A 24614-nucleotide genomic window follows, 5' to 3' on the forward strand; every position below is an offset into this window, starting at 1 on the left:
ACGTGGCGGCGGCGGCGGCGGTGGCTACGGCGGTGGCGGCGGCGGCGGCGGTGGTTACGGCGGCGGTGGCGGCGGCGGCGGCAACTGGTAAGATCAGTTTGCCAATAAGCTGAAGCTGTTCACGCTTTAAGTGAAATTCGAAAAGCTCGTCTCTTATTTTTTAAGTAGACGGGCTTTTTTTATGGTCTTTATTCGGAGGCTAAGAACCCTAAGGCCTCTGATGAGCTAGAGGGCGGGTCATCACCTATCTATAGAGAGCCGGAGTCGAAGTCTTCCAGGGCCTTTGAGACGCGACGTGTGTATGCTGAATCTTGCCGCGGGTAGGTTGGTAAAAGCGCGAGGTGCTCTAAGAGATGCTTCGTGTTTGGACAGTCTGTAGCGTATTCAGCAAAGCAATCAAGACTTGAAACGTCCCTGAAAAAATCAACATTGATATCGACCTGCCGAGTGCGCAACCATTTTTTAAGCTCTCGGTTGGAGGGGTCTACCCAAATTGGAAACTGCAAGTAGGTATTGAATGCTCCCGAAGGGCCTGCGGGATGATGTAATGTCTCTCCTTGCAGACTGATCGCGGTGCTGTAGTGTGATGCAATTTGCCTGGATTGCTTAGCTTGATTTTGCCAAGTCTTGAGGCCGGCTAGGACAAGAGTCGCTTGCATTGACGTCATTTGCGAGAGGTAAGAAGGAGGAATCTTCGTGCGCTTAACGGCGTCTTTATCAACGTGTCCATTTTTGTCGAGCATATTCATGAAGGTGCTGGCCAAGGGTGTGTAGACCCACGGGTGCGTTAGTAAGTCATAAAAAAGACAAAACAGAAGCTTGCCAAAAATTTTCCCAAAAGACATGAGCGGGAAGCGTTGAACGGTCTTATGGATGTTGTTCAACACTGTTTTGTCTTTGATGACCAAGGCGCCGCCAAAGAGTGCATTCACGTTTTTCAAGGCACCAAAGCTGTAGACACCCGCATCCCCGAATGTTCCCAGCATTCTCCCATCGTTTGAGGCGCCCACCGCCTGAGCGCAATCTTCAAAAAGAAGGATGTTTTTATTTTTGCAAATTGAGACAATCTTGCCGATATCTGCTGAGGTCCCATAGAGGTGAGGGAGTACCAGTACTTTGGTTGCGGGTGTAATTTTCCGTTCTAAGTCTTCTAGGCAAATATGGTAGTGCCGCGCGCCTGTATCAACAAATACTGGCTTGCCCCCAGCGCAGATAATCATGTTGACCATATCGATAAGGGTGTACGCACTGGTGAGAACTTCATCTCCAGGTTCAATAATCTCCTTCAGGTAGAGATAAAGTCCGACCCTCGCTTGAGGGACTGCAATGAGGTTTTTTTCTTGGGTGAGTTCTCGCAATTCTCTCTCAACCGCAGGCACACGGCGTTTGTGGAGAAATTCCAGGGTTAAGATTGAGATCAGGCATCTAAAATAAAAACTTAAGCCACTGGCAATGCGGTAACGAGAATATAGCATTACGAGTTAATCTTAACGTAGTATATGATTGTAGAAAAGTATCCGCCGGTGAGGTTCCAGAGGATGGTAGAAGAATACAATTTAGAAACTCAGCCGCAAGTTCGGCACAAGGTTTTTAATAATTGGGAGGTTATTCCTAAGGGTTGGTATTATCTTTTTAAGTCTGCTGAAGTTTCGAAAGGTCAGGTAAAGTCGGTCTTTGTAGGACAACAGAAACTGGTGGTCTTTCGCGGGGAAAGTGGTGCGGTGAAGGTGCTGGATAGTTTTTGTCCACACATGGGGGCGGATCTGAAAATCGGTACCGTGATGGGAGATAACCTACGTTGTTTTTTTCATCACTGGCAATTTGATGGAACCGGGCAATGCACTAAAATTCCCGTTCAAGATGACATACCCAAACGTGCTAAGATAAACGGCTACGACGTGTGTGAAAAATATGGTGCTATTTGGGTTTACCCAGAGGCAAGCGCGGACCGGCCTCTTCTAGAAGTTCCAGGACTCGAAGGTGAAGATGTCATTGCTAGCATTGGCTCCCCAAATGTATCCGAGAGCCACCATCATATAAGTATGATCAATGGGATCGACCCACAGCACTTGGCAACGGTTCACCAACTTGAAATTGAGATGAGTCTGGATGTGTCTGAAGATGGCAACCATATCTCTTTCATTCTCGAGGGGGATACGCCCAATGGTAACCCCATAGAAAAAGCGATGCGCTTTATGCTCGGTGACCGCTACAGTTACGCGATGAAATATGCGGATGCCTGTTTTGCGAGTCTTACGGTTTTACGCAATGTTTATTTTTTACGTAAAGACTGGAAATGGCCTGAACTCCACATGTTTTATGCTTATCGTCCTGGTGTAGACGGGCGCTCTTACACTTGGCCCATTTATGTGGCGAAAAAAGAAAAGGGTTTCTTCGGGGCGATTAAATCGAGAGTGAAATTGTGGATGACCAAGCGGATGTATTTCTTTCTCAAGGATGAGGATGACATCATTTACGATAACATTCGCTACAACCCCACGAGCCTTTTAAAAATGGACGGTCCGGTAACACGCTACATTGGTTATGTGAATCGTTTAAGCCCATCTCAATGGTCTCGAAAGAAGGAAACAAAGCGTGGCGCTTGAGCTTCAGGTATATAGCTTCGTAGCTCTCTTTGCCCTCACCGTTTTTATTCTCGAACGTATATTTCCAGCGGTAGACCAAGAGCCAGCAGCTTGGTGGTGGCCACGGGCGCTCTTGCTTTTTGGCCTGACGATGGCTGTTGGAAAGTTGGGCGACCTAACCTGGATGAGCTGGATTCGTCGTAATGCTTCCCTGGATTTGTTCGCAGCTCCTGCACCGGCTCTTCAAGGTTTCTTGTGTTTCCTTTTGGGGAGCTTCTTCTTCTACTGGTGGCACCGGTGGCGTCATGAAGTGATGTTGCTCTGGGACCTATTTCATCAAATGCACCACAGTCCCAAGAGAGTTGAAACACTTACGGCTTATTACGTTCATCCGGCTGAGGGCATCATCTCATCTTGTTTGAATGGTTTGATTATTTACGGGATTCTTGGAGGAAACTATGAAGGGTTTTTGTGGTCTATTGGGATCTTCTCGTGTGTTGGGATTGGTTATCACTCTAATCTGAAAACGCCACGGTTTCTTGATTACCTGGTTCAAACACCAGAGATGCACCGTTTGCATCATAAGCGTGGCGTACATGAAGGCAATTACTCTGATTTACCAATTTGGGACATATTGTTCGGTACATTCCGCAACCCCAAAGATTACCCGACCGATTTTCGGTTTGGTTTTCGCGAAGATTTAGAGTTGAAGTTTTGGGATATTTTACGGTTCCGCAATGTTCTAGAGCGCTACCGAAAATAGACTCTCTTTAGTGCGGTGTGATTTCGACGAATTGCGCCAGCTTCACGGCTTCCGCACCAAAAATATCCATGCGCGTCTTCCAACTAAACTCACTTTTGGTCAAACCTTCAAACATCGAGCTGATGCGGATGTTGTGACCGTCGCCGACCCATTCCCTCAATTGCTGAACACCCTCAAGTCCCCAGTGAACTTCTTCCTGGGGCAGGGGTGAACGACGCATCCCCGAATTTAGAAAACGAATGCCGCGAGGTGACAAGCAGTCGAACGCGATTTTAGCCCCAGGCAATTGCTTGCATACAGTGGTTAAGAGTTCCTGCATTTGGTCTTTTTTTAAATACATGGTGACGCCAGCTAAACAGATTTGTGCCGTCGTCTCGCCAGCCTGCTTGATGGCGTCGAGCCATTGCATATCAAAGAAAGACCCTTTGAAAACGAGGCGCCGTGAACTTTCGGGTAAGAATTTTTCCCTGAAGTTTAAGGTATCGGGAAAGTCGCAATCGATGATGGTTGCTTGCCCATTGTCGATGCGTTGATAAGGGTCATCGAGGCCTACGCCTAGGTTGACAACAATACCTTGGGGGCGGCTCTCTAAATGTTTTCGAGCAATCGCATCCAAGCGAAAAGACCGGTGGCCCCAAAGAGCGATACCATACCCGCCAATGTGTTTGTCGATGGGTTTAAAGTCATAATTGGTTTGTTCTACGATTTTAACCGCGAACGGATCTTGAAAGTTGAAGGCATCATTTTGATGCCACCAGTACCTACCCCAGAGAGGGAGCAGTCCTGTTTGTCCTAAAATGGAAAAGTCGACGTCGTATTTTTCCTGGTTATCGCTCACGCTCTTACCATGGCCCCTTGATTGTAGAGTAAACAAGTTTAGCGCCATTTGGCTGGTCTTTACTATATCGCGGCTAGTTTCTTATTGATCAGATCAACGAATATATTGAACGCCTCTTGGTAGGCACCTCTTTACAAATGATGTTGAAACTTTTAGCTCACCAGTCGGTACGCGCAGTGGAATTGATAAAATGAAAACGAAGACATTGAGAAAAGTTCACACCTATATTGGCGTGAGTGCTGCTGTCTTTTTGATACTGGCAGGTAGCACGGGCACATTTCTTACCTTTCGAGGCGAGTTTTCTAAGAAACCAATTGTGGTTCCTGAAGCTATCCGCACAATGCCGAGTGAGGATTTAGGTTCGCTCATGAACCGAGCGAAGGATGTCATGGGAGCCGAGATTGCGTGGGTGCGTTTTTCGAACGGGCCGTCCAAGCCACACCAGATCCGTTTCAGAGACTCACTCTCTAGCACACTCTTTTATTCTCCAAGTGGGCAGCTATTGGCGCGCCGAGACAAGTCGGAGTGGAGCTTGGTAGGTTTTATCTTTGACTTACACACCGGAGCTATCATGGGACGTGGTGGTGAATGGGTCATGGCTTTGGTCGGACTTTTCTTAACCGTTTCTTCCGTGTCCGGCATCCTGATTTGGCCCTTCCTATTACGCCGCCGGCGAGCCCGAGAGCTGGCCACCACTCGAATGGTGAGTGTTTGATTCCCAAGGCCGTGGCCTATTGGTCAGCCCAAAATATTCGTATTCATGAATCCCAAGATCTTGAAATCGAGAGCTCAACTGTGGTTGTGCACCAGAAAATTATCTTTTCACCATGCAAGAAGTAGAAAGTGTTGCTTTTTACTTTTTTGGGTGCAAATGTCATTTCGCATCGGAACAATCACTGGGGTTTTTATTATGCAAGAGTTCAATCACGTTTCAAATATTGTCAGAAAACATCTAAGTCCCTTAATTTGCTTAGCTTTTATAGTATTCTTGGGCGCCTGCGCAGAGGCCGGTCCAGAGAATATGCCCGGAGGCGATGATGTCACAGGCCAATCTGTTCCGGGCCAAACTGAGGGCGATGAAGCCTCTGACGATCTGGGCAGCGCTCCTGAGGATACCACGCCTACGGATGAACCCAGCGGTCCGCCGCCGTGCGCCGAGATTGAAGCTCAGGCAGCCAACCTCCACTTACCGGTCGATATCCTTTGGGCCATCGATTCCTCGGGCAGTATGAGTGATGAAATTGAATTGATCCAAGAACGCATGGACGGCTTTGTTGAATTCATGGAGACCACCGGCATCGACTACCGTGTACTTTTGCTCGCTGGCGAGCACGAGAGTGCTCAGTCTTTCAATGTTTGTCTTCCGCCGCCGCTTTCAAGCGTCGATTCGTGCCCTGACCAAGATGGTCCTCGCTATCGCCACGTAGATACCCATGTAGATAGCTTTAACGCCCTACGCCAATTCGTTGAGCACTATGACAACTACTCGGATTTTCTAAGACCCGATGCAGCAGTTCATATGGTTGTGGTTAGCGACGATGAGTCAGACCTGAGCGCATCACAATTCTTGATCAACTTACGAGAATTAGGTCATCAGCCCTTTATCGATAATCTTACGGTTCACAGTGTTGCCTCCGAGCCCGAGGAAATGTGCATTCTCGGTTTCTGCTGGGATGGTGGATGCTCCGGACCTTACGGAAACGCGGCCAACGCCGGTAACGAATACATCGAGTTGAGCGAGCAAACGGGCGGAATTTTCAGCAATATCTGCAGCGCTGAGTGGGATCCTATTTTCGCTTCGATGGCGGAAAGCGTTCTAGCCTCCACGCGTATGCCATGTGCATTTGAGCTACCCGAAACACCGGATGGATTGGTTGTGGATTATGAATCTGTCACCATCAGTTTCGAGAGTGAAGACGGTGCTATCGTGGATTTAGAGCGCGTATTTAGCCAGGACGAATGTGGGCTTGGAAAGTGGCACTATGATGACCACAGTTCACCAAGTTACATTAAGATTTGTTCAGAGTCGTGTGGTGAGATTTTCGGGAGTCTTGAAATTACGATTGGTTGCGAAAAAGGCTAGATGGCAACCACGGCTGAGACCACAGCTATTTGGACAACCCAAATGACCGCTCCATAGAGAAGTGCTTTTGAAGCCTGCTTGCGCATGCTTTTAAAATTGATGCTTAGTCCAATAGCGGCCATAGCGATTGTCAAAATCAGCTTATCAGCTGTTTTGATTTGGGCGACCACATCGGCGGGTAAGAGTCCCATCGATACGATGGTCGCGGCGACAAGAAAGGCCACCAAGTACCAGGGCACGTTGATAGACTTGCCCGAGCCACTTTCCTGGCTTTGGTTCATCGTTAGATAGAGTACCAACGGAATGAGCATCGCCACGCGGCCCATTTTAATGGTGACGGCCAAACCGCCGACTTCATCGCCCATGGTGAAACCGGCTGCAACGACGTGGCCTACGGCCTGCAATGTCCCGCCAACCATCAGGCCTGCGCCTTCGACGTCAAAACCTAAGAGTTGAGACCACATTGGAATCGCGAAAATACCGACAATGCCCAATAGGCTTACGACACCGACTGATATTCCGATGTCTTTTCGATCTTTAGCCAGCAGTGGGGCAGCGGCTGCGATTGCCGACGATCCGCAAATTGCGGTTCCTACGCCAACGAGCAAAACGGTCGAACTGGGCATTTTAACAAAACGCGTAAGGATGACGGCCATCCCGAGTGCTGTAGATACAGCTGCTAAAATAACCAGTGCTGCGGTCCAACCCAATGAGCTTAGTAGCTGAAGGCTGAGGCTAAAACCCATACACGCCACCGCCAATTCCAAAACCTTCTTTTCGCAGAATCGAATACCAGGCTTAAAACGTTCGGATAGTTTGAAAAGGTTACCGACAATGAGTCCGATTAAGATGGCACTGGTAGCACCGCCTAGAGCCGGCAAGGCTTGCCCGAGTGTCCGACCAGCAAGGCCGACCAGTGCGCAGAGAAAAATACCCGGAAGATAACTTCTCCAACGGTTTCCAATGACTTTAAATGCACCGCTGATGGAGCCGCGAGGTTCAGACACAAAAATGGGACCTTGAGGGCTTCCGGCTTCGGCAAGAGCTTGCGCGTTGAGGCCGGTTTGGCCCTGAACATGCACCTGTGACTTACCGATGGAATGATGTCCACGCACTTTGCTTTTCCTTCGTCTCTATCTTGCGGTCCCAACAACAATCGCGGCTACCAAACTCTATGATTTGGCATTTTTCCAGCGAATTCTACGGAAAATTTCGGAAAAAACATGACTGAAGGACTTATGTTACGGCAGTTTAGGAATAGGCGAATTATATTCGGAGAAAGGGTCGATAACGCGACGTGCGAACCAAGACATTTACGCTTTTTGCCAAGTTCTCGGCCTCTATGTTTGTTCACGATTCGATGAGTCGTTCCGCTTACTTAAGCCTACATGCAAAGATTTTCCCTTTTGATCTCTACCGGCCTACCTGTGCTACCATTTCCGGGTTGGAGGCTCGCTATGACAGAACCCATCCAGATCCATGGCCAAAAGAAAAAGAGACTTGCGGAGCTGCGTCAACGCGATGTCTTCGGAAACTTCGAAAAAATAATCGAGGGATGGTACTGGGCGATTCCATCCAAAAAGGTTCGCCGAGGTAAAGTCAAACCGCTGAAGATGCTCGGTCGTGAGTTGGTTGTTTACCGGGGCGACGATGGGAAGGCGCGAATCATGGACGCCTATTGTCCACATATGGGTGCTCACCTTGCGGAGGGCTCCGTAGATGGGACAGGCATTCGGTGCTTTTTCCACCATTGGAAGATGGCGGACAACGGTGAACTTGTTGAATGTCCTGTGCAGGATAAACCACCGCGGGCCTCGGTGAAGGTTTGGCCCACCGAAGAGAAGTACGGGATGATTTGGCTATGGGCCGGAGAGCAGCCGCGTTACCCGGTACCGTTTATACCTGAGCTCAAAGATGGTCCTGAACGCGCTATGCTTGGCAATAATTTCACCAAGGGTTGTCATCCGAATGTCGTGATGGTCAACGCCATCGACGAACAACACTTTCGCTCTGTTCATCCCATGGCAGCATCCTTGGCCGATGGTCTCCATTTTGAAATATCATCCTATAATGAGAACTGTCAGATGTTTGATAACTCCAACAAGGTTCCACTGACCAATCTATTTAATCGGATCCTAAGCAAGTTTTATGAGAAAGCACTTACTTATCGAATGGTGTATTGGAACGGCAGCACAGGCTCAGTTACCATTGGGCCCGACTTTTGGCACTTTCATATCATTTTCGCATTGCGCCCGAATGAAGATGGGTGTGCCGAGGGGCAAACGATTTTAGTGACCAATAAACGCGAAGGGTTTTTCGGTTTCATCTTCGATAAGTTCTCTCTCGTGTTGAGTGATATCCTTGGATCTTATTTTGCAAAAGGAGATACGCGGGTCTTCCAAACGATGAAGTGGAACTTTAAGACGCCCATTAAGGCAGACCGCCCGATTATCCAGTTTATGAAACACCTTCAAAAACAAAAAGCGGTAACATGGGGCGAATGGAACCTGTTAGAAGAGCCCAGCGAGGTGACACTTCTTGAACGTGATGACCCTTCAAACTTGGCGGCAGAGGCTTAATTGATGAGCCAAGCCAGTGGAAAGCTCCAGGCGAAAATTGTGTCGGCCAAGAACCTCCCACAAAGTAAGCTTGACCACATGTGGGGTGTCTTTAGCCAATACTACGACGATGTAGAGCGGCAGCGATTCGAGTCTGATTTATCTAAGAAAAGTCATGTTATTTTACTTATGGACAGTGGCGATAAGTCACTCCAAGGCTTTTCCACTCTTGAATTGATTCCCGGCAAAATCTTGGGCAAAAAGTTCCTTGCGATTTACTCCGGCGACACAATTATTCGTGAGGGTTACTGGGGTCAAACCGCCTTGCAGCGTGCCTTCACCGGCTATACCCTTAAGCACATGGTGCAAAACCCACTTATCCCAGTCTATTGGTTTTTGATTTCGAAAGGCTACAAAACGTATTTACTCTTAAGTCGTAATTACGTGGAGCATTGGCCGCGTTTTGAGATGCCTACACCAGCATTTCAAAAAGCAGTGATTGATACGCTATCGTTTGACAAGTTTGGCCAAGCCTGGAAACGAGAGCTTGGGGTCCTGAAATTCGACAAACCCCAGGGTAAGCTCAAAGAGGCAGTCGCGCCCATCGACGAAGACTTGCTCCGGCAGTTTCAAGATATACAATTCTTTGCAAGGGCAAACCCTGGCCATCCCCACGGCGACGAGCTTTGTTGCCTTGGTCGTGTGAATCCTGCTTTCATCGTCAATTTCGCTTTGCGAACCTCACGGAAGTTGCTAGGCAAGCGTCCAAAATCAACGGTCTGGAATGAAGGTACACAAACATGAGCGCTAAGATTTTGGTTGTTGAAGATGACCGCATAGACCGGATGATAGCGGTCCAAGCTTTAGGCAAACATTTCGACGTGGACCAAGCGGCGGATGGTCTGGAGGGTTTGGAAAAAGCCACCGAAGGCTCGTACGACCTCATCATGCTCGATGTGGAAATGCCGGAGATGAATGGCGGTGAAATGTTGCGGGCGCTTCGTGACAAAGGTGTTGAGACACCCGTGATTTTGTTAACGGGAGAAGTACGCACGAGCGTCATCGGTGAGCTGATGAGCTATGGTATTTCCAACTATATAGTGAAGCCGGTTCCTCCTCATGAGCTCGTTGCAAAAGCAACCTTGATGCTTAAGGAAACATTGAACGCAAACGATTCTGATGAAACCAAGACTGAACTCAAGGCGCTTGCCGAACTGGGACTGCAGGTTCTTTTGGTGGACGATATGGAGCAAGTGGAGGAAAGCCTACAGGAGCACCTCCCCGGCGGCGTTATGCTTCGTGCCGCGAGGACGAAAGATGCAGCTGCCGAGCAAATTCATCTAGAGCCATGGGACTTTGTATTGGTTGATATGGAAATGCCTCAAGTCGACACAGTTGAGCTTGCACTTTCGCTGAAGTCTCAATGTGCATCAGCCCGAGTAATTGGGCTATTCCTTAGAGATGCTTCCTACGCAAAAGATGATGCCCGGCGCTACGGGTTAGATGGCCACATTTACAAGCCATTTGACGAGAGAGATATTCGTGTCCTGCTATCGGACCATCGCCGCCAAGGACAACGCCTTGTAGCAGTTGAAGGCAATGTTATGAGCTTTGCGGAGTTTCCGGAAGACTCGGAGGAGCATCAAGACCACCTGAGCCGCGTGCTGGTGATTGCGCAGGAGCACTGCCGACTGGTTGCGGCGGGCTGTTATTCTGAAGTGATCCTGTCGCTTAGCTCGAATCCACCTCAAGAATGTTTGTCGAAGCTTATTCAAGCCCTGAAGATTTATTGCGAGGGTTTGGGACTTCGTCTTGGAGCTGATGAGGAAGTGAGCCCTGAGGTTTTGGGTGTGCTCAAGGAATTAGGCCTTGTTTCTTCTGGGGATGATAAAGAGATCGAGGCTGAAGCTAAGGTAGAAGAGGAACCTAAGGTAGAAGACGGCTAATCGACCTAACTGCGATTGGCCCGTCCAAAGAGCTCAATCATACTTTTCAAACGCCGATGGTCTGCTTCTTGGAGGCTGTTCGGGCCCAGACGCCAGGACCAGTTTCCTTCAATGGTACCGGGTGTGTTCATTCTCGATTCATCATCCAGACCTAAGATGTCTTGCATCGGAATGATTGCAGTTTGAGATACCGCTGCCATTGCCATTCTTATCATATCCCACACAATGTCGTTGCCATCACTACTACAATACCTTCGGACACGGTCTCGAACACTTTCTGGCTGCTCCTGCCACCAGCCAAGTGTTGTCGCGCAATCGTGCGTGCCGGTGTAAACAATACTTTGGGGACGGTAGTTACACGGCGTATGTTCGTTGGGTTGTTGTTCATCGAACCCAAATTGAAGCACCGTCATCCCAGGATACGCGAGGGTGTCACGCAGTTCACAAACGGCGTCATCGATGTCGCCTAAATCCTCCACTATCAGCGGTAGCTCACCGAGGTCCTCAGTGATGGCAGTGAATAGCTTTTTTCCAGGTCCTTGAACCCAAGAGCCGCCACTTGCCGTTGGCGCAGATGCTGGAATCTTCCAGTAGGCAGCTAGCCCTCTGAAATGGTCAAACCTAAGCCGGTCAGCATGTTCGAAGCCTCTTTGAAAACGCTCTTTCCAGAAACGGTAATCTTGTTGCTCCATGGCTTCCCAGTTGTAAATCGGGTTGCCCCACCGCTGACCATCGGCGTTGAACGCATCCGGAGGCGCACCAGCTACACTTGCGGCCTCGCCGTGCTCGTTAAGCTCGAAGAGATCCTGCTGAATCCATACGTCAACACTGTCGCCGGCAACGTACATTGCAACATCACCGAGAAGCTCGATGGATCTTGCTTCGCAATATTGGCGAAGTGAATTGTACTGACGTTCGAAAAAGAACTCTAAAACCATCCAGACCAAGATCTCGTTTTGACCTGCCTGCGTTTGGCTGGCGAGGTGCTTTTCAGTGGGTTTACGATCGGCCATGGGCCAGAGCCACCATGGCTTACCTTGGTTCTTTTTCTTAAGATATCTAAATAAGCCCGCCCGCTCGGCCCATGGTGATTTGTTTTTGAAGGTTTCCCAGTGTGTTTGCCAGGGGTGGTCAGGTTTCTCTAAGAACCGCGCAGCCGCAATTTCCAACATGCGCTCTTTGTGGGTGCCAATATCTTGAAAGTCTACATGCGCTTGTGCCCCGCGCTGAAGACTCTTGAGTTCAGAGTCAGTTAGGAGGCCTTGGTTTTTTAGATCTCGCAAATCAACCAGCCATGGGTTGCCGGAAAGTGAAGACCAGGAGCTGTAGCATGCCCCATTTTCTTCGATGGGTCCGAGGGGAAGGAACTGCCAGACTGTAATACCTGCGGTGACCATCCAGTCAACGAATTGCCGCGCCTCAGCGCCCAGGTCACCTATTCCGTATTCACCCGGCAACGAACTCAAGTGTAATAAGACACCGGCTTTTCTAGTGGTGCTTTGGGTGGTCACGTTGTTTTTTTGTTTTTGAAAGAGCGCGGCGATCTCATGCTTGTAGTGCCCGGGTTCGTTGGAGTTGATTGCATCGATTTTCAATCGAAGGTCAGTCTCCAGGTCTAATTTCAAATACTCAGAAGCCAAGCGCGCGGCCTCCAATGCGTGGCGTATGTTTTGTAATGGCTCAAGCCCGGCGACATCATCGAAAAACCATCCACAGCTTGTGTACATATTTAAGAGATGCCGCTGCGTTTCGAGTAAGCCGAAAACTGTTTCCTCGATACCTCGGTGACATACCGGGCTCTTTAGATGGTTCTTTAAAAAATCACGTCGTACTTCTTGGTCGGGCGTCAGAATGATCTTGATGTAGTCGTTGCGCGCTTTCCAGGGGTCTTTCAGTAGCTTGCTGGCCATCTTCAAAAACACCGGATTGATGACGTCGCGTAACCAATTGAGAGTTTCACGAAGTTGGGCTCGCCAATCTTGTTGCCAATGTTCGTTTGCACCTGTGTGGCAGCCACAGAATTTTTCCCACCGGCCCAAGCCGTGCGCGCAACTCCATGAAGAGTTTTCTTTAATCGATGCGGTCCATTCGGGTGGGTGTTGTTTTAGGTAGGTTGTGTACGAGGTGAGTTCCACATCATCGCTTTGTTCAAGCGAGTGAATCAAATGACCTAAAGCGAGGTGGCCAAAAGCATGATGATGTCCGTAACTTTCACCATCGGTAGCGAAATGGAGGAGGCTATCGTTCTCGCAGGTTTGGGTCTCAGCGATAATTGTTTGGGCGAAAGATTCGCCGTTGGCTAAGGCTCCGTCGAAGGCCACAGCCTGAGCGAGTCCACCATGGTAGAAGAATACGGTCATCTGCCCTTCAAGCGTATCCACAAGGTAGGGGCGCTGGCTGAGTTCGGTTGGCGAGAGCTCTGACGCAAAATATTCCTGCCCCTGGGGCGTACGAATACTCTCTGCCTGATTTGGCGATAGAACGACATACTCAACACCCAGTCTTAACAATGCTGCTAGAACCTCGGTGTTGGCTGCAGTTTCTGGTAACCAGAACCCGTGTGGGATGGTGCCAAATCGGTGTTCGAAGTCACGGATACCCCATGTTATTTCGGTTTCAATATCGTTGGCGTTGGCTAAAGGAAGAATTGCATGGTGATAGCCTTGAGCCATCATATTACCGTTGTCACGTTCTTGTGCACCTTGGGGATGCTGGCTGTCGATGATCGCAGCGTAGGTTCGAGGCCGACTTTTCTCCATCCATCGCAATAAGGTTGGACCAAAGTCTGCGCTCAAGTGGCGGTAGTTATTTTGAGTTCCGGTAACGATGGGGGTTGAGGCATTCACCCCGTAGCATTCTGAGAAAATGCGGTCGTTCCAATTCTGATAAGGTGCTGCCGATGATTCCGGTTCAATTTGTCCGGTAATGGGGTTGGTTCTATCTGGCTGGTAAAAGTGTCCGTGGATGCAAACGTATTTCATGAGAGGACTCCATCGTTCAAGGTCATAAAGATTGCCCCAAGCGGCGGCAGCGTCAGGCTGAGGCTCTGAGAGTGGCCATGGGAATGGATGGGTTCGGGGACAAGATAGCCCGGGTTTGTAAGGGCACTGCCTCCGAAGTGAGCGGCATCTGTATTCAGTGCCTCTTGCCAGTTGCCCCCTTCTGGTATGCCGATTCGGTAGTCGTGCCTTACTTCTGGCGTGTGATTGAAAATAACAACGAGTGGGTTCGAGCCGTTATCAGCCAGGCGAATAAAGCTTGTGACACTTTGTTCGCAGTCTTTGAAATCAAGCCACTGGAACCCACCGGGCTCAGCGTCACACTGATAAAGGGCTGGATGGGACTGATAGAGCTTATTGAGATCCTGGATCAGGCGGCGAAGTCCCATGCAGAGCGGCTCGTCTGATGACGGCCAGGGAAGGGGTTGCTCGTGCTGCCATTCTTGCCGCATTCCCAGCTCAGTTCCCATGAATAGGAGTTTTTTACCTGGCTGAGCGAACATATTGGCGAGGAGAAGTCGCAGGTTGGCAAATTGCTGCCAGAGGTCACCCTGCATTTTGTTAAGCAGCGATTTTTTGCCGTGGACCACTTCATCATGGGAGAGAGGCAGCATGAAGGATTCAGAATACGCATAGACCATACGGAAGGTGAGATTATGCTGATGGTGTTTGCGGTGGATGGGTTCTTTTTCGAAATAGGCGAGGGTGTCGTGCATCCATCCCATATCCCACTTGAAGTCGAAGCCAAGTCCGCCTTGCTCTACGGGCCTAGACACTCCGTCAAAGGCAGTAGATTCCTCTGCGATGGTGAGTACGCCTGGAAATCGGCTGTGAAGGGTTTGATTTAAAGTTTTTAAGAGCTCGATCGCCTCGAGGTTGTGGTTGCCCCCGAACTGGTTGGGGATCCACTGACCCTCTTCTCGGGAGTAATCGAGGTAAAGCATAGAGGCGACTGCATCCACACGAATGCCGTCGAAATGAAATTGGTCAATCCACATATGAGCACTGCTTATCAAAAACGAGCGGACCTCGGGTCGGCCGTAATCGAAGATGGCAGTGTTCCAGTCTGGATGGTAGCCCCGCTTTGGGTCAGAGTATTCGTAAAGAGCTTCACCATCGAATTGAGCGAGGCCGTGAGCGTCAAAAGGAAAATGCGCGGGAACCCAATCGAGAATAACTCCGATATTATGCTGATGAAGAGTATCCACGAGCGCCTTAAGCTCTTGAGGCGTTCCAAAACGAGACGTGGGTGAAAAGTAGCCGGTCACTTGGTAGCCCCACGAGCCTCCAAAGGGATGCTCCAAAAGAGGCAAGAATTCAACGTGGGTAAACCCAAGCTCCTTTACATATAGGGCCAGTGGCAGCGCGACTTCCCTGTAGCTCTTGTAGGACTCACCTCCTGGACCGCAACGCATCCAGCTTTCGAGATGGACTTCGTAAATACTAATTGGGCTTTTTTGATGGTCGCGTTCTACTCGCTTTTGAAGCCAAGCATCATCGCCCCAGGCATAAGCGTCGGATTGTACAATGGATGCGGTGTTTGGAGCCGATTCATGCATGCGCGCATAAGGATCTGCCTTGAAGTTTATCTCACCGGTTGGGCTTTGGATGGCAAATTTGTAAAGGCCTCCATCGGCGAGACCATCTACCCAGCCTGCCCAGAGCCCGCCGTCGCCAAGCTCAAGAGGGTCAGCACCTGATTCCCAATTGTTAAAGTCGCCAACGACACTGACTGTTTGGGCGTGAGGTGCCCAGGTTCGGCACATACTTTTGGGACTTTGAGAGCTGCAGGGGTGCGCTCCTAATAGTTCATAGAGACGGTCATGTTGGCCATTTTTCCAGTAATATAAATCTTCATTTGTGAGAATCGACATCTTGCTGCGCCTTGTTAGTAACTCTTTAGTGAGTCACTATCTGCCGCCATGGGGATCTGTCAATCGGCGAGGTCGGGATTGGCTCGAATTCCTTTTCCCAAATCGGTATCCGGCGGGTCTTAGAAGGTAAACCCCGAGAGGGAGAGCCTGGAGAAGTTGATGAGTCGAACGTCCTACATACGACAAGGCGCAGCAGTGCCACTGGCCTATGCCTTTTTAATAACCCTCATGTTTACAGTGGGTTGCAGTGGTGAAACGGATCCATTGGAGGAGGCCGGGCATGACCCAGCTCAAGAAAACTCAAGTTCTGAGAGCCCATCCACTGCCCCAGGAAGCGATGACACGAATGACCCTGGGACCTCAGAAGGTGATCGCCACCCCAGTTGTGATTCAGCCAATGTGGTCGGTGAGGCACCGTCCCATGAGACGCAATACATTCAAGCCGGGTTCACGCGGTATGCACAAATCGCTGCTCCAAACGGCGGTTTGATAAAAATATTTGGTTCGCCGCAAACCGGTGATGAACGTATTCGGCGTGCCCACAGCCTTCTGAGCTTTTACCTAAAAGCTGTGCCGAACTCGGCTTATGGCGCCGACAAGAGAGAAGTCGCCAACAGGATGGCCCAAAATAATGCCATCCTCGTGATGCCATCGGGCGCGCATGGTGAGGGCCCAGATGTGGAGCTGGATGCCCAGCCTCTTTATGAAGATGAAACGCCGGTGGAAGGCTCAGCTTGGTATATGCAAAACAACTGGGAGCACCGTGACGCCGCTTTCGAAGAAATTTTTCACCTTCTTCATGACACCGGGATTGGAACCTATCTGCCGGGCGCTTTGCCCGAGTATCAATCGCTTTTATTAGCCGAGGCTGAGGCTGCACTGAGCGATGGCCGTTGGGGCATCCCTACCGATCCTGAGGTAAACGGTTGGATAGCTGAACTTCGTGAGGAAGGTTCTCTGGCGCAGGAATACATCGCATCAGTCATCGACAGTTACTACGGCTTGTGGGGCCCATGGGATGAAGCCGATGGTGGGATGTGGGGAGTTTACATTGCAAAGACGCGGGATGAGATCGTTCAAAGTGACCCACAAGGTGGATCGTTGTTAGAAAGCTTCTTATCTGAATGGCTCGACTATGAAGTGCATTTAGCCGCAGAACTCAGCGGTGATTTTTCTATGACTTTCGATGCATCCACGCCGTATACGCACAAGTCTCAGTACCTCGTGCATGTGACCTTAACTGGCGATAATCCGAGTAATATTTTTGCCAATGCCCAAGACAATACTCTGCGGGGCAACACCGCGAGTAATACTCTCGACGGGATGGATGGCACTGATACGGCTGTTTATTGTGAGAATAGAAGCACGTACACGATTACAAAAACCGGTGATGAAGTTGTTGTGGATGGAAACGAGGGACGTGATGTCCTTCGCAACATGGAAGTCGTTCATTTTGCGGATGGAGCAGTTTTGGTCAGCGACCTTTGATTTCAGAGGTGTCCCGAGAGCGGGTCAAAACCTCCTCCGCAGATCCTCAAGGTGGGGGAGAGCTTTATGTCCTCTTCTGCTTTGATTCGGTAGAACGCACTAAGCCAAGAGTTTTTGGGTACTAGAAAAGAGCGCGGCGATTGGCGGCCTCAGGGGGCTTGTTCAACACCAAGGTAACAAACCTTTTTCGAAGGCAAGCTGAAGCTGAATGTGGATGTTTCTGTGGAATCGAAAGCCCCAGACATTTGAGTTTGATTGTCGCACTCCAAACGCCAAACGTATTGCGCGGGATCTAAGATAAACATCTCAACTCCCATTTCGCGAGCACTTGTCCCAAAATGATAAACTTGGGCATTGAGGTGGCTGGGCGAATGGGATTCTACGAGAGCTGCGAAATCGGTGGGTTCTGTTTGCCAGCGAAGTGCGTTGAGCGGGAGATAAGATGCATCACCAAAATCACCGGTCAGCATGCTGTAAAGTAGGTCAGCGTTTAGGTTGGGGACCGGCTCTTCAAGATATGCGTTCGCAAAGGCCGCATGAAACTTGTAGACACGGTCTGTAAAGCGCACCTCTTCCTTAAAGGCGGCTTCATTTTGAAAGGCTAGGAGTACCGGTGTCCAGCGCCGCCAGACCTCCACATCGTCTCCCCAGCCGCCGCCAAATTGGCCGTCTACTGCTTGGCGTTCGGTCACCCAATAATCAATGATACTCACCAGCTTGGCCAAGAGCTCTCGCTGATGCTGCGCCCACGCAGGGGCGTTGTTTGGAGTGTCTAGGGGAAGCGCCCAGTCGACGAGCTCTCCCAGGTACATGGGCAGAACGGGGTTGTCCGGAAATGCAACACGCGCCTTCTCGAGGAGTTCAACGCCTTCCTCAAAGTAGACCTCCGTTAGAAACCCCATTTCAACCGCGTACCAAATCAACATGCGGCCTCGGTAAAAACACCAGAGAGGATAGAGCGGAGAGGCTTTGCGAACATCTGCGGGGAACTCATTGTCGCCAGGCCAGGCATTCTCTACAAAGAAGTCTGCCAGATAACCGCCTTCAGCGGCCATTTCTTGGTCGCCAGGCTGCCAATATTTGTCGCGACCATTTGTCCATTTGTCGATGAATAAAGTGAGCTCTTCCCATTCTGCAAATAGAAGAGAGTCCTGCTCCACATCTGGCTCAAGTTCTACCAAGCCTTCATAGCGAAGTTTATCGGTGCCTGCGTTTCCAATGGCGGTGATTTTTTCTTCGAGGCTAAGTTCTGGATCCGTATCCGAGGCTGCGTCATCGCTGCACCCACTAAGATGGCACGACGCAAAAAAAATGCCTGCGGTGAGTAGGCGGAAGAGCTTATCGAGTGAGACATCTAACATGACTCTATTCGAACCTGAGAGTAGAAGAGAATCAAGGGATACCGATTTTGCTGCTCACTTGATTCTACTCTTCAGTGCTTTTCTATTCCCCGTCACTGTCCATGTTGTCCATGGAACCGTCACCCATATCCATACCGCTGTCGTCGCCGGCCATGCAGTGGACGTACTCCATGCCGTCATGGCCTTCGCTGCACATTTGGCCTTCTGGGCAGTCTGCTGCATCTGCCAGCGTACCATCGTCATTGCATACTTGAATCTGCTCGCCAGCACATACTGGTGTACATCCTTCTTGGTCGTCACCACATGCAAATAAGGCTAGGCTGGCTCCAAGAGCGAGGGCAATTGTTGTTGCTTTAAGCATTCTAAAAACTCCTTAATAGTTGAGCCTCTGGTTGGACAACAGAGCTCATTTCTTCATGATAAGCGTTGTTTACCTTGAATTTATGCGATGGAAAAGACCTAGAAACCCGAAAATTTTTGGGAATCGTCAATAAAAACGGTGATTCGTAGTGGCTGCTGCCCATAGATCCCAAAACGTTCGTTTATGTGCATTAAACATACATCAGCATACTTATGGGTGTTGATAACCAATGAGGCCGGTGCGAGACTCAGAGCCACAAACATAAACAGCGGCGTTGAGGTCAAACCTTGGGGGAGGAATGTCTGCAAACTGCTGGAGGTGAAATGGGAGCCCATCCTATTTCTTATTCAATGGCTTGGATGCTTGTACTGGTGATTGCTGCCGGTTGTGCATCTGAAGATCTTACTAGACTCAACCCATCTATTGCGGTCTGCCGCGGGGCCGATGGTGCTGCATGCGGGGACTCTTTTGAGCTCGGGGCATTAGCGGTTGGGCGAAATCACGAACAAACACTCTATATACGCAATCTCGGGGCAGGTTACCTCGACGTGAAAAATGTGGCGCTTGTGGATACAAGCGGTGAGGTTTTGGAATCCCCCCAAAGTCTTGTGAACGGTGAATCAGGAGCCATGGTATTTGAGCTGGAAGTCGCTGCAGGCATGCAGAGCTTCTCTATGCTCATCGAGTCCAACGATCCTCTCACTCCAGAATTACGTATTGAGTTTACCTACGATGGGGTTCAGTCGGAGCTTGTCGCCTGCCCAGTTGAGAATGGGGTGATTCAAGACGACCTCTGCCAGCCGGAGCTCTCTGTGCTTCTTGGTGAAGTGCGGCGGGCTGAAGGCCGAGATGTAAGTATCGCCATCGCTAATCAAGGCACCGCTTCTTTCCATTTGGATCACGTGGAGCTAGATTTTAACGAGAGCGTTGCCGGTGAATGGACCAGCCTGACCTCCACATCTTCTGGGGAGATGCCAGCGGAGCGTGTCTACCTGTTAACGTTTCGCTATCAACCAGCCGATGAGGTCGCCGATACGCTAACGTTAAGGCTTTACGAAGAAGACCTCCCTGAGCCAAAAGTTGTTGTTCATCTTGAAGCAGCCTCGCGGGTCAATGAGCCTCCTGTGGCTTTAGCGACCCTTCACGATGTTGAACAGGAGTCCCACACATTTTTAATGGGTACCGAAATCTGGCTCGACGGCCTGGCTTCCTTTGACCCCGAGGGAGACGCTCTGAGCTATCAATGGACTTTGACGAGTTCACCAACTGGTTCCATTGCTTCATTAAGCCATCCTGGCGCAGCACTGAGTAGCATAACCCTTGATGAACGCGGCTCTTACGAGGTTGAACTTCGGGTTGAAGACTCGTTGGGTCAACACAGTACCGCCACGCTGGTTTTAGATGCTCGCTCAGAGTTTGCTCTCGAGATCCAGGCTACTTGGCCACTGGGAATGGGGGATATCGATCTTCATATGGTTCCTCTCGGGGACGCACTCTTTGGTCCAACGGATTGTCATTTTCAAAATGGTACAGCCGAATGGGGCGATGCCTCGAGTACGGTGGATAATCCTTTCTTGATGTACGATACGCAGGGCCTTGATTACGGAGACGAGTCGGTCGTTTTAGAAGAACCGCCTCAAGGTATCTATGCCATCTATGTGCATTATTTCGAGGCTTACAACGCGAGCGCAGTTCCGGTAACCGTCTCCGTTTGGGGCGAGGACGGTGAAACTCTTCTTGGACAAAACAATGCTGCTTTGGCCCAGCCCTGCGACACGGTTTTGGTTGGAACGATATCGTGGCCATCAGGATATTTTGAAGCAGGCGACCCGGCCTCTTTCGCACATTGTTTAAGTGGAGGTGAACTATGATTTACCGCAGAGCTTTTTTCCCTCTTTTGGTCATGAGTCTACTGAGCGTAAGTTGCAGCAGCCCCGGCGCGCCGCAAGGTACATCCACACCGATTACAACGGAGCCCGACGGATCTATCCCCATTGAGAATGATGGACCGTGCATTGAAGATTCAGACTGCCCGTTCGGTGAGCGCTGTATTGAAGGGATGTGCTTAGAAGATCCGGGAGCAGATGATTTATCAGGATGCAGTGAAGACACAGACTGTCCCGATGGCATGATTTGTTCTGAAGAAACAGGTGCATGTATCGACCCCTCAACGTCACCCGAAGTGACCACCGAAGAGGTGAGTGATTGTGTGGACGGCCAAACAAGACCCTGTGGCATTAAAATAGGTGAGTGTGATTACGGCGTTGAAACGTGTTCGGATGGAGTCTGGAGTGAGTGCGTTGGCGCTATTGGACCGATCGATGAACTTTGTAATGGACTCGATGATAATTGCGACGGAGTGGTCGAAACCACGGAGCTTGATCTTGATGGAGATGGCTTTCGAACGTGTGAGGGAGATTGCCGAGACGATGACGACGAGATCTATCCCGATGCTCCCGAAGGATGTGATGGCAAAGACAACGACTGCGATGAGGTCGTGGATGAAGCCGGTGATTCATATTGCGACGATGGGCTTTACTGCAATGGCAGCGAAAGCTGCGTGGAAGGTGCTTGTGCACCCGCGCTTGCGCCTGATTGTTCGGGCTTAAATGACCAGTGCCTGGTTGGTACATGCGATGAAGAAGCTGATGTCTGTGTGGCGCAGCCTCTACCCGACGGGGGAAGCTGCGACGATGGCGATTTATGCAGCATTGGAAGTATGTGCGTGCACGGCGAGTGCGGGATGGGCAGCCCAGTCGATTGTTCCGGGCTCACCGACTCTTGCAACACCGGAATGTGCAATGCCTTAAGTGGTCTCTGCGAACCTCAACCTGCATCAGACGGTACGGTTTGTGACGACGGAAGTTTTTGCAGCGTCGCGGATGCTTGCGTGGCGGGAGTTTGCACGGCTGGGGAAGACAGAGATTGCAGCGCTTTAAATGACAGCTGTAACGAAGGCGTTTGTTTAGAGTCTACTCAGAGCTGCGAGTCTCGGGCGCTTGCTGATAACACAGTTTGCGACGATGGACGTTTTTGTACGGTAGGTGACAGTTGCACCGCCGGGTTTTGTGGCGGCTCAAACCGAGACTGCTCCGCTTCGGGTGGCAGCTGCGTAACGGGGGTGTGCAATGAGCAAGCGGGGGCTTGTATCGGAGACCCTGTTGCAGACGGTACCGCTTGTGATGATGGGGTATTCTGTACCTCAGGAGATCAATGTGTAGCGGGTAGCTGCGCGGCAGGAGGACCACTTGATTGTTCTGCAGTCACCGGCGGTGACACGTGCTACGATGGGCTTTGTGATGAATCGATGGCGTCGTGTATCGCGGTTGATAACAACACATGCGATGCATGCTTAACTGGAAGTCCCACAGCAGTTGCAGGTGCCAACAGCGAAGTAATCCCCAACACCTGGGTTTACCTTTTAGGAACCGATTCCTCAGATCCAGACGGTCAGAGTTTAACTTACAGTTGGAGCATTGATGAAAAGCCAGACGGCAGCAGTACGGCTTTGATCGGGGCAACGACCTCTTCACCGTCGATGCTTGCAGATGTAGCGGGTGATTACCTAATTTGCTTAACCGTTACAGATTCCGAGAGCTGCCCGTCTGAGCCAGATTGTCTTACACTTACGGTGAAGCCACAGGTTTCTCTTCACTTGGAGCTTACCTGGGATACAACGAGCAGTGATTTAGATTTACATTACCGCGCACCGGGCGGAACCTTCTATGACTCTTATCCCTCATGTGGCAGTACCAGTTCGGACGTTTATTGGTGCAGCTCAAACCCCGATTGGGGAAGCGGCGGCTTGGGCGTCCCCGACGGAATCTCAGCAAACGACCCTGTCTTGGATGTAGATAATGTAATTGGCTACGGCCCTGAGAATATCAACCAAGACATGCTGCTGAACTCTGCGCTGATGCAGACAGTAGGTGTGCACTATTGGCTCGATAGCGGCGGCGGAATCACGAACGCACGGGTAAGAATCTACGTGGACGGTGAGCTTGAACTTGAAGCTGTTCAGGCAATGTCAGGTCCGCAGTTTTGGGAAGTGGCAGATATCTATGTCTCCAATGACGGGACTGATGTTCAGATCACACCTTTGAGCGGATTTATTTATGATCTTTATACTCCAAGTGGATATTGAGCTGTTGAGGGCTTCAATGTCGTAACGAGTTGGTAACTTCTTACCCCAGGGTCTCGGCGGTCATTTGACTCATCTCTAAATCCGAATCAAACTTATGAACCGTGACGGGTTGCGAGTTTCAACAGAGGAGTCGATGAATGAAATACTGTGCAGTGATTTTAGTGGGTGTGGCGGCGTTTGTTTTTTCGGGGTGTGATTCTAGAACAGAATGCGAAAAAGCTGTTGAGCACATTATCAAGGTTGCCAGTGAAGATACTTCAATCCCAAGAGCTGACCGCAATGCGATGAGCAACATGTCTAACCGTAAAGAGATGATTGACCAGTGTGAGCAGAGTTTTCGCCCAGCAGGCGGGGTAGACTGTGTCTTGAAAGCTAAAACGCTACAAGATGTTGATAAATGCCGCGCTAAGATGCTTCAGAAATAGTTCATTCTAACGGCGACCCAGCTCGCCTATTTCTTTTCAGATTCCGGCGCTGGCTCAGCTAGTCCTGCAGGCACACCGTCGGCAGGCGGTGGAGGTACTTCCTCTGGAGGAGGTGCTTGTGTGACGCCGCCACCAGGCTTGGCCATTTCAGCACCAAAGTCTTTTTCTGGCAGGAAGTGTTTGTTTGTGCGGTCGTCTCGTCCGTTCTTCTGATGGATCAGTCTGCATTGGTGACAACCAAATGCCATCGCTGTTTCCGTTCCATCTGTCATCGAAAATCTTGCTGGACAATTCATGGGGCTTCGATAGGCCATCTGTAATCTCTCATTCATGAGAAATCGAGCATGCCAAGAAACATCGCATTCGCACTGCTCCCCAGCATCAAGCACACTGTCTCCGCATTCCTGAATTTTGCATTCTTTAGTACACCATCCGCCATAAACTTTGGTTCCGTTGTTGGCGCCCGAATCACACGACTCAGGGTATTCAATGGTTCCATTACCGCAGGTCGGAGATTTTAGTTTGGCCAGCGCGGCCTTCAAATCAGTCGTCGTAACTGAACTGGCTCCCGCCTTTTTCGGAGCAATTTTTTCAAGGGTCTCTGGAGAAGTATGAACCTTGAGAAAGGATTTCCCATCAACGACGCAGCTGCCGTCTCCAGGAGCATCAGGTGCACACGAGAGTTGGCAGAAGCTTGGGCCCTCACTTTGCTTGTAGCAAATTTCGCCGGTATCACAGCTGTTGTCGTCGGTGCAGATCCGCGTACAAACGGGAGGATTACCAAGTTGAGAAAAGCATGCAGTACCCGGTACGCATACTCGAGAGGTGGTACAAGCCTGTCCTACTTGAGTAACCTTATCTAGGTCTTCTTCCTGAGGTGATTCGAGGCATCGATTACCGCCAGTAAAATATGCGCAGTGCATACCCTCGTCACAGCCGCTTTCAGTAAGAGAGCATTGGTCGTGGTGCTCCCCAAAAAACATTGCAAGATGAGGTGCTTCAGATTTCCCGGCTGACTCGCAAACGGCCAGCTCTTTTTTCTCTCGCGTCTCATAAAGAGACTGCAGGCTGCTGAGCATTCTTCGTGTGAAATAGTGTGGCATCTTACAACCCTCTGCGGCTCCAATCAGTGCGTCGGCGAAGTAAGTTGCTTTAGGGTCTGCGCAGTCGGTGCCATCAGCTCCGCGGC

The 24614-nt window shown here is 50.2% G+C and carries 20 protein-coding genes; 12 read left to right on the top strand and 8 right to left on the bottom strand.

Features of this window, described 5'->3' with window-relative positions; translation table 11 throughout:
* Positions 1–91: RNA-binding protein (locus HOK28_17190; protein MBT6434835.1), on the top strand; the 91-nt coding region annotated here is incomplete at its 5' end.
* A 157-nt stretch (positions 92–248) separates the two neighbouring features.
* Here the strand turns inward: HOK28_17190 and HOK28_17195 are convergent.
* Complete coding sequence (locus HOK28_17195; protein MBT6434836.1) at positions 249–1475, bottom strand: hypothetical protein; 1227 nt, start codon at positions 1473–1475, stop codon at positions 249–251.
* 63 nt (positions 1476–1538) lie between these two features.
* Here HOK28_17195 and HOK28_17200 point away from each other — a divergent pair, with 63 nt between their 5' ends.
* Together HOK28_17200 and HOK28_17205 are read left to right on the top strand one after the other, a co-directional pair.
* Positions 1539–2606 carry a Rieske 2Fe-2S domain-containing protein gene (locus tag HOK28_17200; GenBank protein ID MBT6434837.1) on the top strand — a complete coding sequence of 356 codons (1068 nt, stop codon included), beginning with the start codon at positions 1539–1541 and terminating at the stop codon, positions 2604–2606.
* A complete protein-coding gene (locus HOK28_17205) occupies positions 2596–3348 on the top strand; it encodes a sterol desaturase family protein (GenBank protein ID MBT6434838.1) in 753 nt (250 codons plus the stop codon). The genes HOK28_17200 and HOK28_17205 overlap by 11 nt, the downstream gene beginning before the upstream one ends.
* A 7-nt stretch (positions 3349–3355) precedes the next feature.
* Here HOK28_17205 and HOK28_17210 read toward each other — a convergent pair whose 3' ends face one another.
* Entirely contained in the window at positions 3356–4186 is an 831-nt protein-coding gene (locus HOK28_17210; protein MBT6434839.1) for a hypothetical protein, read from the bottom strand.
* 190 nt (positions 4187–4376) lie between these two features.
* Between HOK28_17210 and HOK28_17215 the strand changes: the two genes are divergently transcribed.
* Together HOK28_17215 and HOK28_17220 are read left to right on the top strand one after the other, a co-directional pair.
* Entirely contained in the window at positions 4377–4901 is a 525-nt protein-coding gene (locus HOK28_17215; protein MBT6434840.1) for a PepSY domain-containing protein, read from the top strand.
* A gap of 195 nt (positions 4902–5096) precedes the next feature.
* Positions 5097–6269 carry a hypothetical protein gene (locus tag HOK28_17220; GenBank protein MBT6434841.1) on the top strand — a complete coding sequence of 391 codons (1173 nt, stop codon included), beginning with the start codon at positions 5097–5099 and terminating at the stop codon, positions 6267–6269.
* Here HOK28_17220 and HOK28_17225 read toward each other — a convergent pair.
* Positions 6266–7384, bottom strand: coding sequence for a putative sulfate exporter family transporter (locus HOK28_17225; protein MBT6434842.1), 1119 nt, complete (start codon positions 7382–7384; stop codon positions 6266–6268). The two genes, HOK28_17220 and HOK28_17225, sit on opposite strands and share 4 nt — an antisense overlap.
* A gap of 342 nt (positions 7385–7726) precedes the next feature.
* Between HOK28_17225 and HOK28_17230 the strand changes: the two genes are divergently transcribed.
* From HOK28_17230 to HOK28_17240, 3 genes are read left to right on the top strand one after another with little or no spacing between them, the layout of a single operon-like run.
* Positions 7727–8848 (top strand): aromatic ring-hydroxylating dioxygenase subunit alpha, encoded by a 1122-nt coding sequence (locus HOK28_17230; GenBank protein ID MBT6434843.1) that lies wholly within the window; start codon positions 7727–7729, stop codon positions 8846–8848.
* A 3-nt stretch (positions 8849–8851) separates the two neighbouring features.
* Positions 8852–9631: a hypothetical protein gene (locus HOK28_17235; protein ID MBT6434844.1), complete on the top strand. Its 780-nt coding sequence runs from the start codon at positions 8852–8854 to the stop codon at positions 9629–9631.
* Positions 9628–10773: a response regulator gene (locus HOK28_17240; protein ID MBT6434845.1), complete on the top strand. Its 1146-nt coding sequence runs from the start codon at positions 9628–9630 to the stop codon at positions 10771–10773. The genes HOK28_17235 and HOK28_17240 overlap by 4 nt, the downstream gene beginning before the upstream one ends.
* Before the next feature lie 5 nt (positions 10774–10778).
* Here the strand turns inward: HOK28_17240 and malQ are convergent, their stop codons facing one another.
* Positions 10779–13754 (bottom strand): 4-alpha-glucanotransferase, encoded by a 2976-nt coding sequence (gene malQ, locus HOK28_17245; GenBank protein ID MBT6434846.1) that lies wholly within the window; start codon positions 13752–13754, stop codon positions 10779–10781.
* Positions 13751–15646, bottom strand: coding sequence for a 1,4-alpha-glucan branching protein GlgB (glgB, locus tag HOK28_17250; protein MBT6434847.1), 1896 nt, complete (start codon positions 15644–15646; stop codon positions 13751–13753). Before glgB ends, malQ begins: the two co-directional genes overlap by 4 nt.
* Positions 15647–15805: 159 nt before the next feature.
* Between glgB and HOK28_17255 the strand changes: the two genes are divergently transcribed.
* Positions 15806–17134, top strand: coding sequence for a hypothetical protein (locus HOK28_17255; protein ID MBT6434848.1), 1329 nt, complete (start codon positions 15806–15808; stop codon positions 17132–17134).
* Positions 17135–17283: 149 nt separating this feature from the next.
* On the opposite strand, the gene HOK28_17260 is transcribed toward HOK28_17255, so the two are convergent.
* Together HOK28_17260 and HOK28_17265 are read right to left on the bottom strand one after the other, a co-directional pair.
* Positions 17284–18495 (bottom strand): hypothetical protein, encoded by a 1212-nt coding sequence (locus tag HOK28_17260; protein ID MBT6434849.1) that lies wholly within the window; start codon positions 18493–18495, stop codon positions 17284–17286.
* A gap of 82 nt (positions 18496–18577) precedes the next feature.
* Positions 18578–18856 (bottom strand): hypothetical protein, encoded by a 279-nt coding sequence (locus HOK28_17265; GenBank protein ID MBT6434850.1) that lies wholly within the window; start codon positions 18854–18856, stop codon positions 18578–18580.
* Positions 18857–19179: 323 nt separating this feature from the next.
* Here HOK28_17265 and HOK28_17270 point away from each other — a divergent pair, with 323 nt between their 5' ends.
* The 3 genes from HOK28_17270 (at position 19180) to HOK28_17280 (ending at position 23425) form a co-directional block, all read left to right on the top strand.
* On the top strand, positions 19180–20727 hold the full coding sequence (locus HOK28_17270; GenBank protein MBT6434851.1) for a hypothetical protein: 1548 nt from the start codon (positions 19180–19182) through the stop codon (positions 20725–20727).
* The gene (locus tag HOK28_17275; protein ID MBT6434852.1) at positions 20724–23000 is read left to right on the top strand and encodes a hypothetical protein; all 2277 of its coding nucleotides are present in this window, start codon (positions 20724–20726) and stop codon (positions 22998–23000) included. Before HOK28_17270 ends, HOK28_17275 begins: the two co-directional genes overlap by 4 nt.
* Positions 23001–23137: 137 nt before the next feature.
* Complete coding sequence (locus HOK28_17280) at positions 23138–23425, top strand: hypothetical protein (protein ID MBT6434853.1); 288 nt, start codon at positions 23138–23140, stop codon at positions 23423–23425.
* A 26-nt stretch (positions 23426–23451) separates the two neighbouring features.
* Here the strand turns inward: HOK28_17280 and HOK28_17285 are convergent.
* On the bottom strand, positions 23452–24614 hold a 1163-nt coding region (locus HOK28_17285), incomplete at its 5' end, for a hypothetical protein (protein MBT6434854.1).

It is taken from the genome of Deltaproteobacteria bacterium (assembly GCA_018668695.1).
Classification (GTDB): Bacteria; Myxococcota; XYA12-FULL-58-9; order XYA12-FULL-58-9; family JABJBS01; genus JABJBS01.

Excerpts from the sequence above, each read along its gene's own strand:
- HOK28_17195 (MBT6434836.1), bottom strand. The coding sequence starts at position 1,475 with ATGCTATATTCTCGTTACCGCATTGCCAGTGGCTTAAGTTTTTATTTT.
- HOK28_17200 (MBT6434837.1), top strand. The coding sequence starts at position 1,539 with ATGGTAGAAGAATACAATTTAGAAACTCAGCCGCAAGTTCGGCACAAG.
- HOK28_17215 (MBT6434840.1), top strand. The coding sequence starts at position 4,377 with ATGAAAACGAAGACATTGAGAAAAGTTCACACCTATATTGGCGTGAGT.
- HOK28_17220 (MBT6434841.1), top strand. The coding sequence starts at position 5,097 with ATGCAAGAGTTCAATCACGTTTCAAATATTGTCAGAAAACATCTAAGT.
- HOK28_17230 (MBT6434843.1), top strand. The coding sequence starts at position 7,727 with ATGACAGAACCCATCCAGATCCATGGCCAAAAGAAAAAGAGACTTGCG.
- HOK28_17235 (MBT6434844.1), top strand. The coding sequence starts at position 8,852 with ATGAGCCAAGCCAGTGGAAAGCTCCAGGCGAAAATTGTGTCGGCCAAG.
- HOK28_17240 (MBT6434845.1), top strand. The coding sequence starts at position 9,628 with ATGAGCGCTAAGATTTTGGTTGTTGAAGATGACCGCATAGACCGGATG.
- malQ (MBT6434846.1), bottom strand. The coding sequence starts at position 13,754 with ATGAAATACGTTTGCATCCACGGACACTTTTACCAGCCAGATAGAACC.
- glgB (MBT6434847.1), bottom strand. The coding sequence starts at position 15,646 with ATGTCGATTCTCACAAATGAAGATTTATATTACTGGAAAAATGGCCAA.
- HOK28_17255 (MBT6434848.1), top strand. The coding sequence starts at position 15,806 with ATGAGTCGAACGTCCTACATACGACAAGGCGCAGCAGTGCCACTGGCC.
- HOK28_17260 (MBT6434849.1), bottom strand. The coding sequence starts at position 18,495 with ATGTTAGATGTCTCACTCGATAAGCTCTTCCGCCTACTCACCGCAGGC.
- HOK28_17265 (MBT6434850.1), bottom strand. The coding sequence starts at position 18,856 with ATGCTTAAAGCAACAACAATTGCCCTCGCTCTTGGAGCCAGCCTAGCC.
- HOK28_17270 (MBT6434851.1), top strand. The coding sequence starts at position 19,180 with ATGGGAGCCCATCCTATTTCTTATTCAATGGCTTGGATGCTTGTACTG.
- HOK28_17275 (MBT6434852.1), top strand. The coding sequence starts at position 20,724 with ATGATTTACCGCAGAGCTTTTTTCCCTCTTTTGGTCATGAGTCTACTG.
- HOK28_17280 (MBT6434853.1), top strand. The coding sequence starts at position 23,138 with ATGAAATACTGTGCAGTGATTTTAGTGGGTGTGGCGGCGTTTGTTTTT.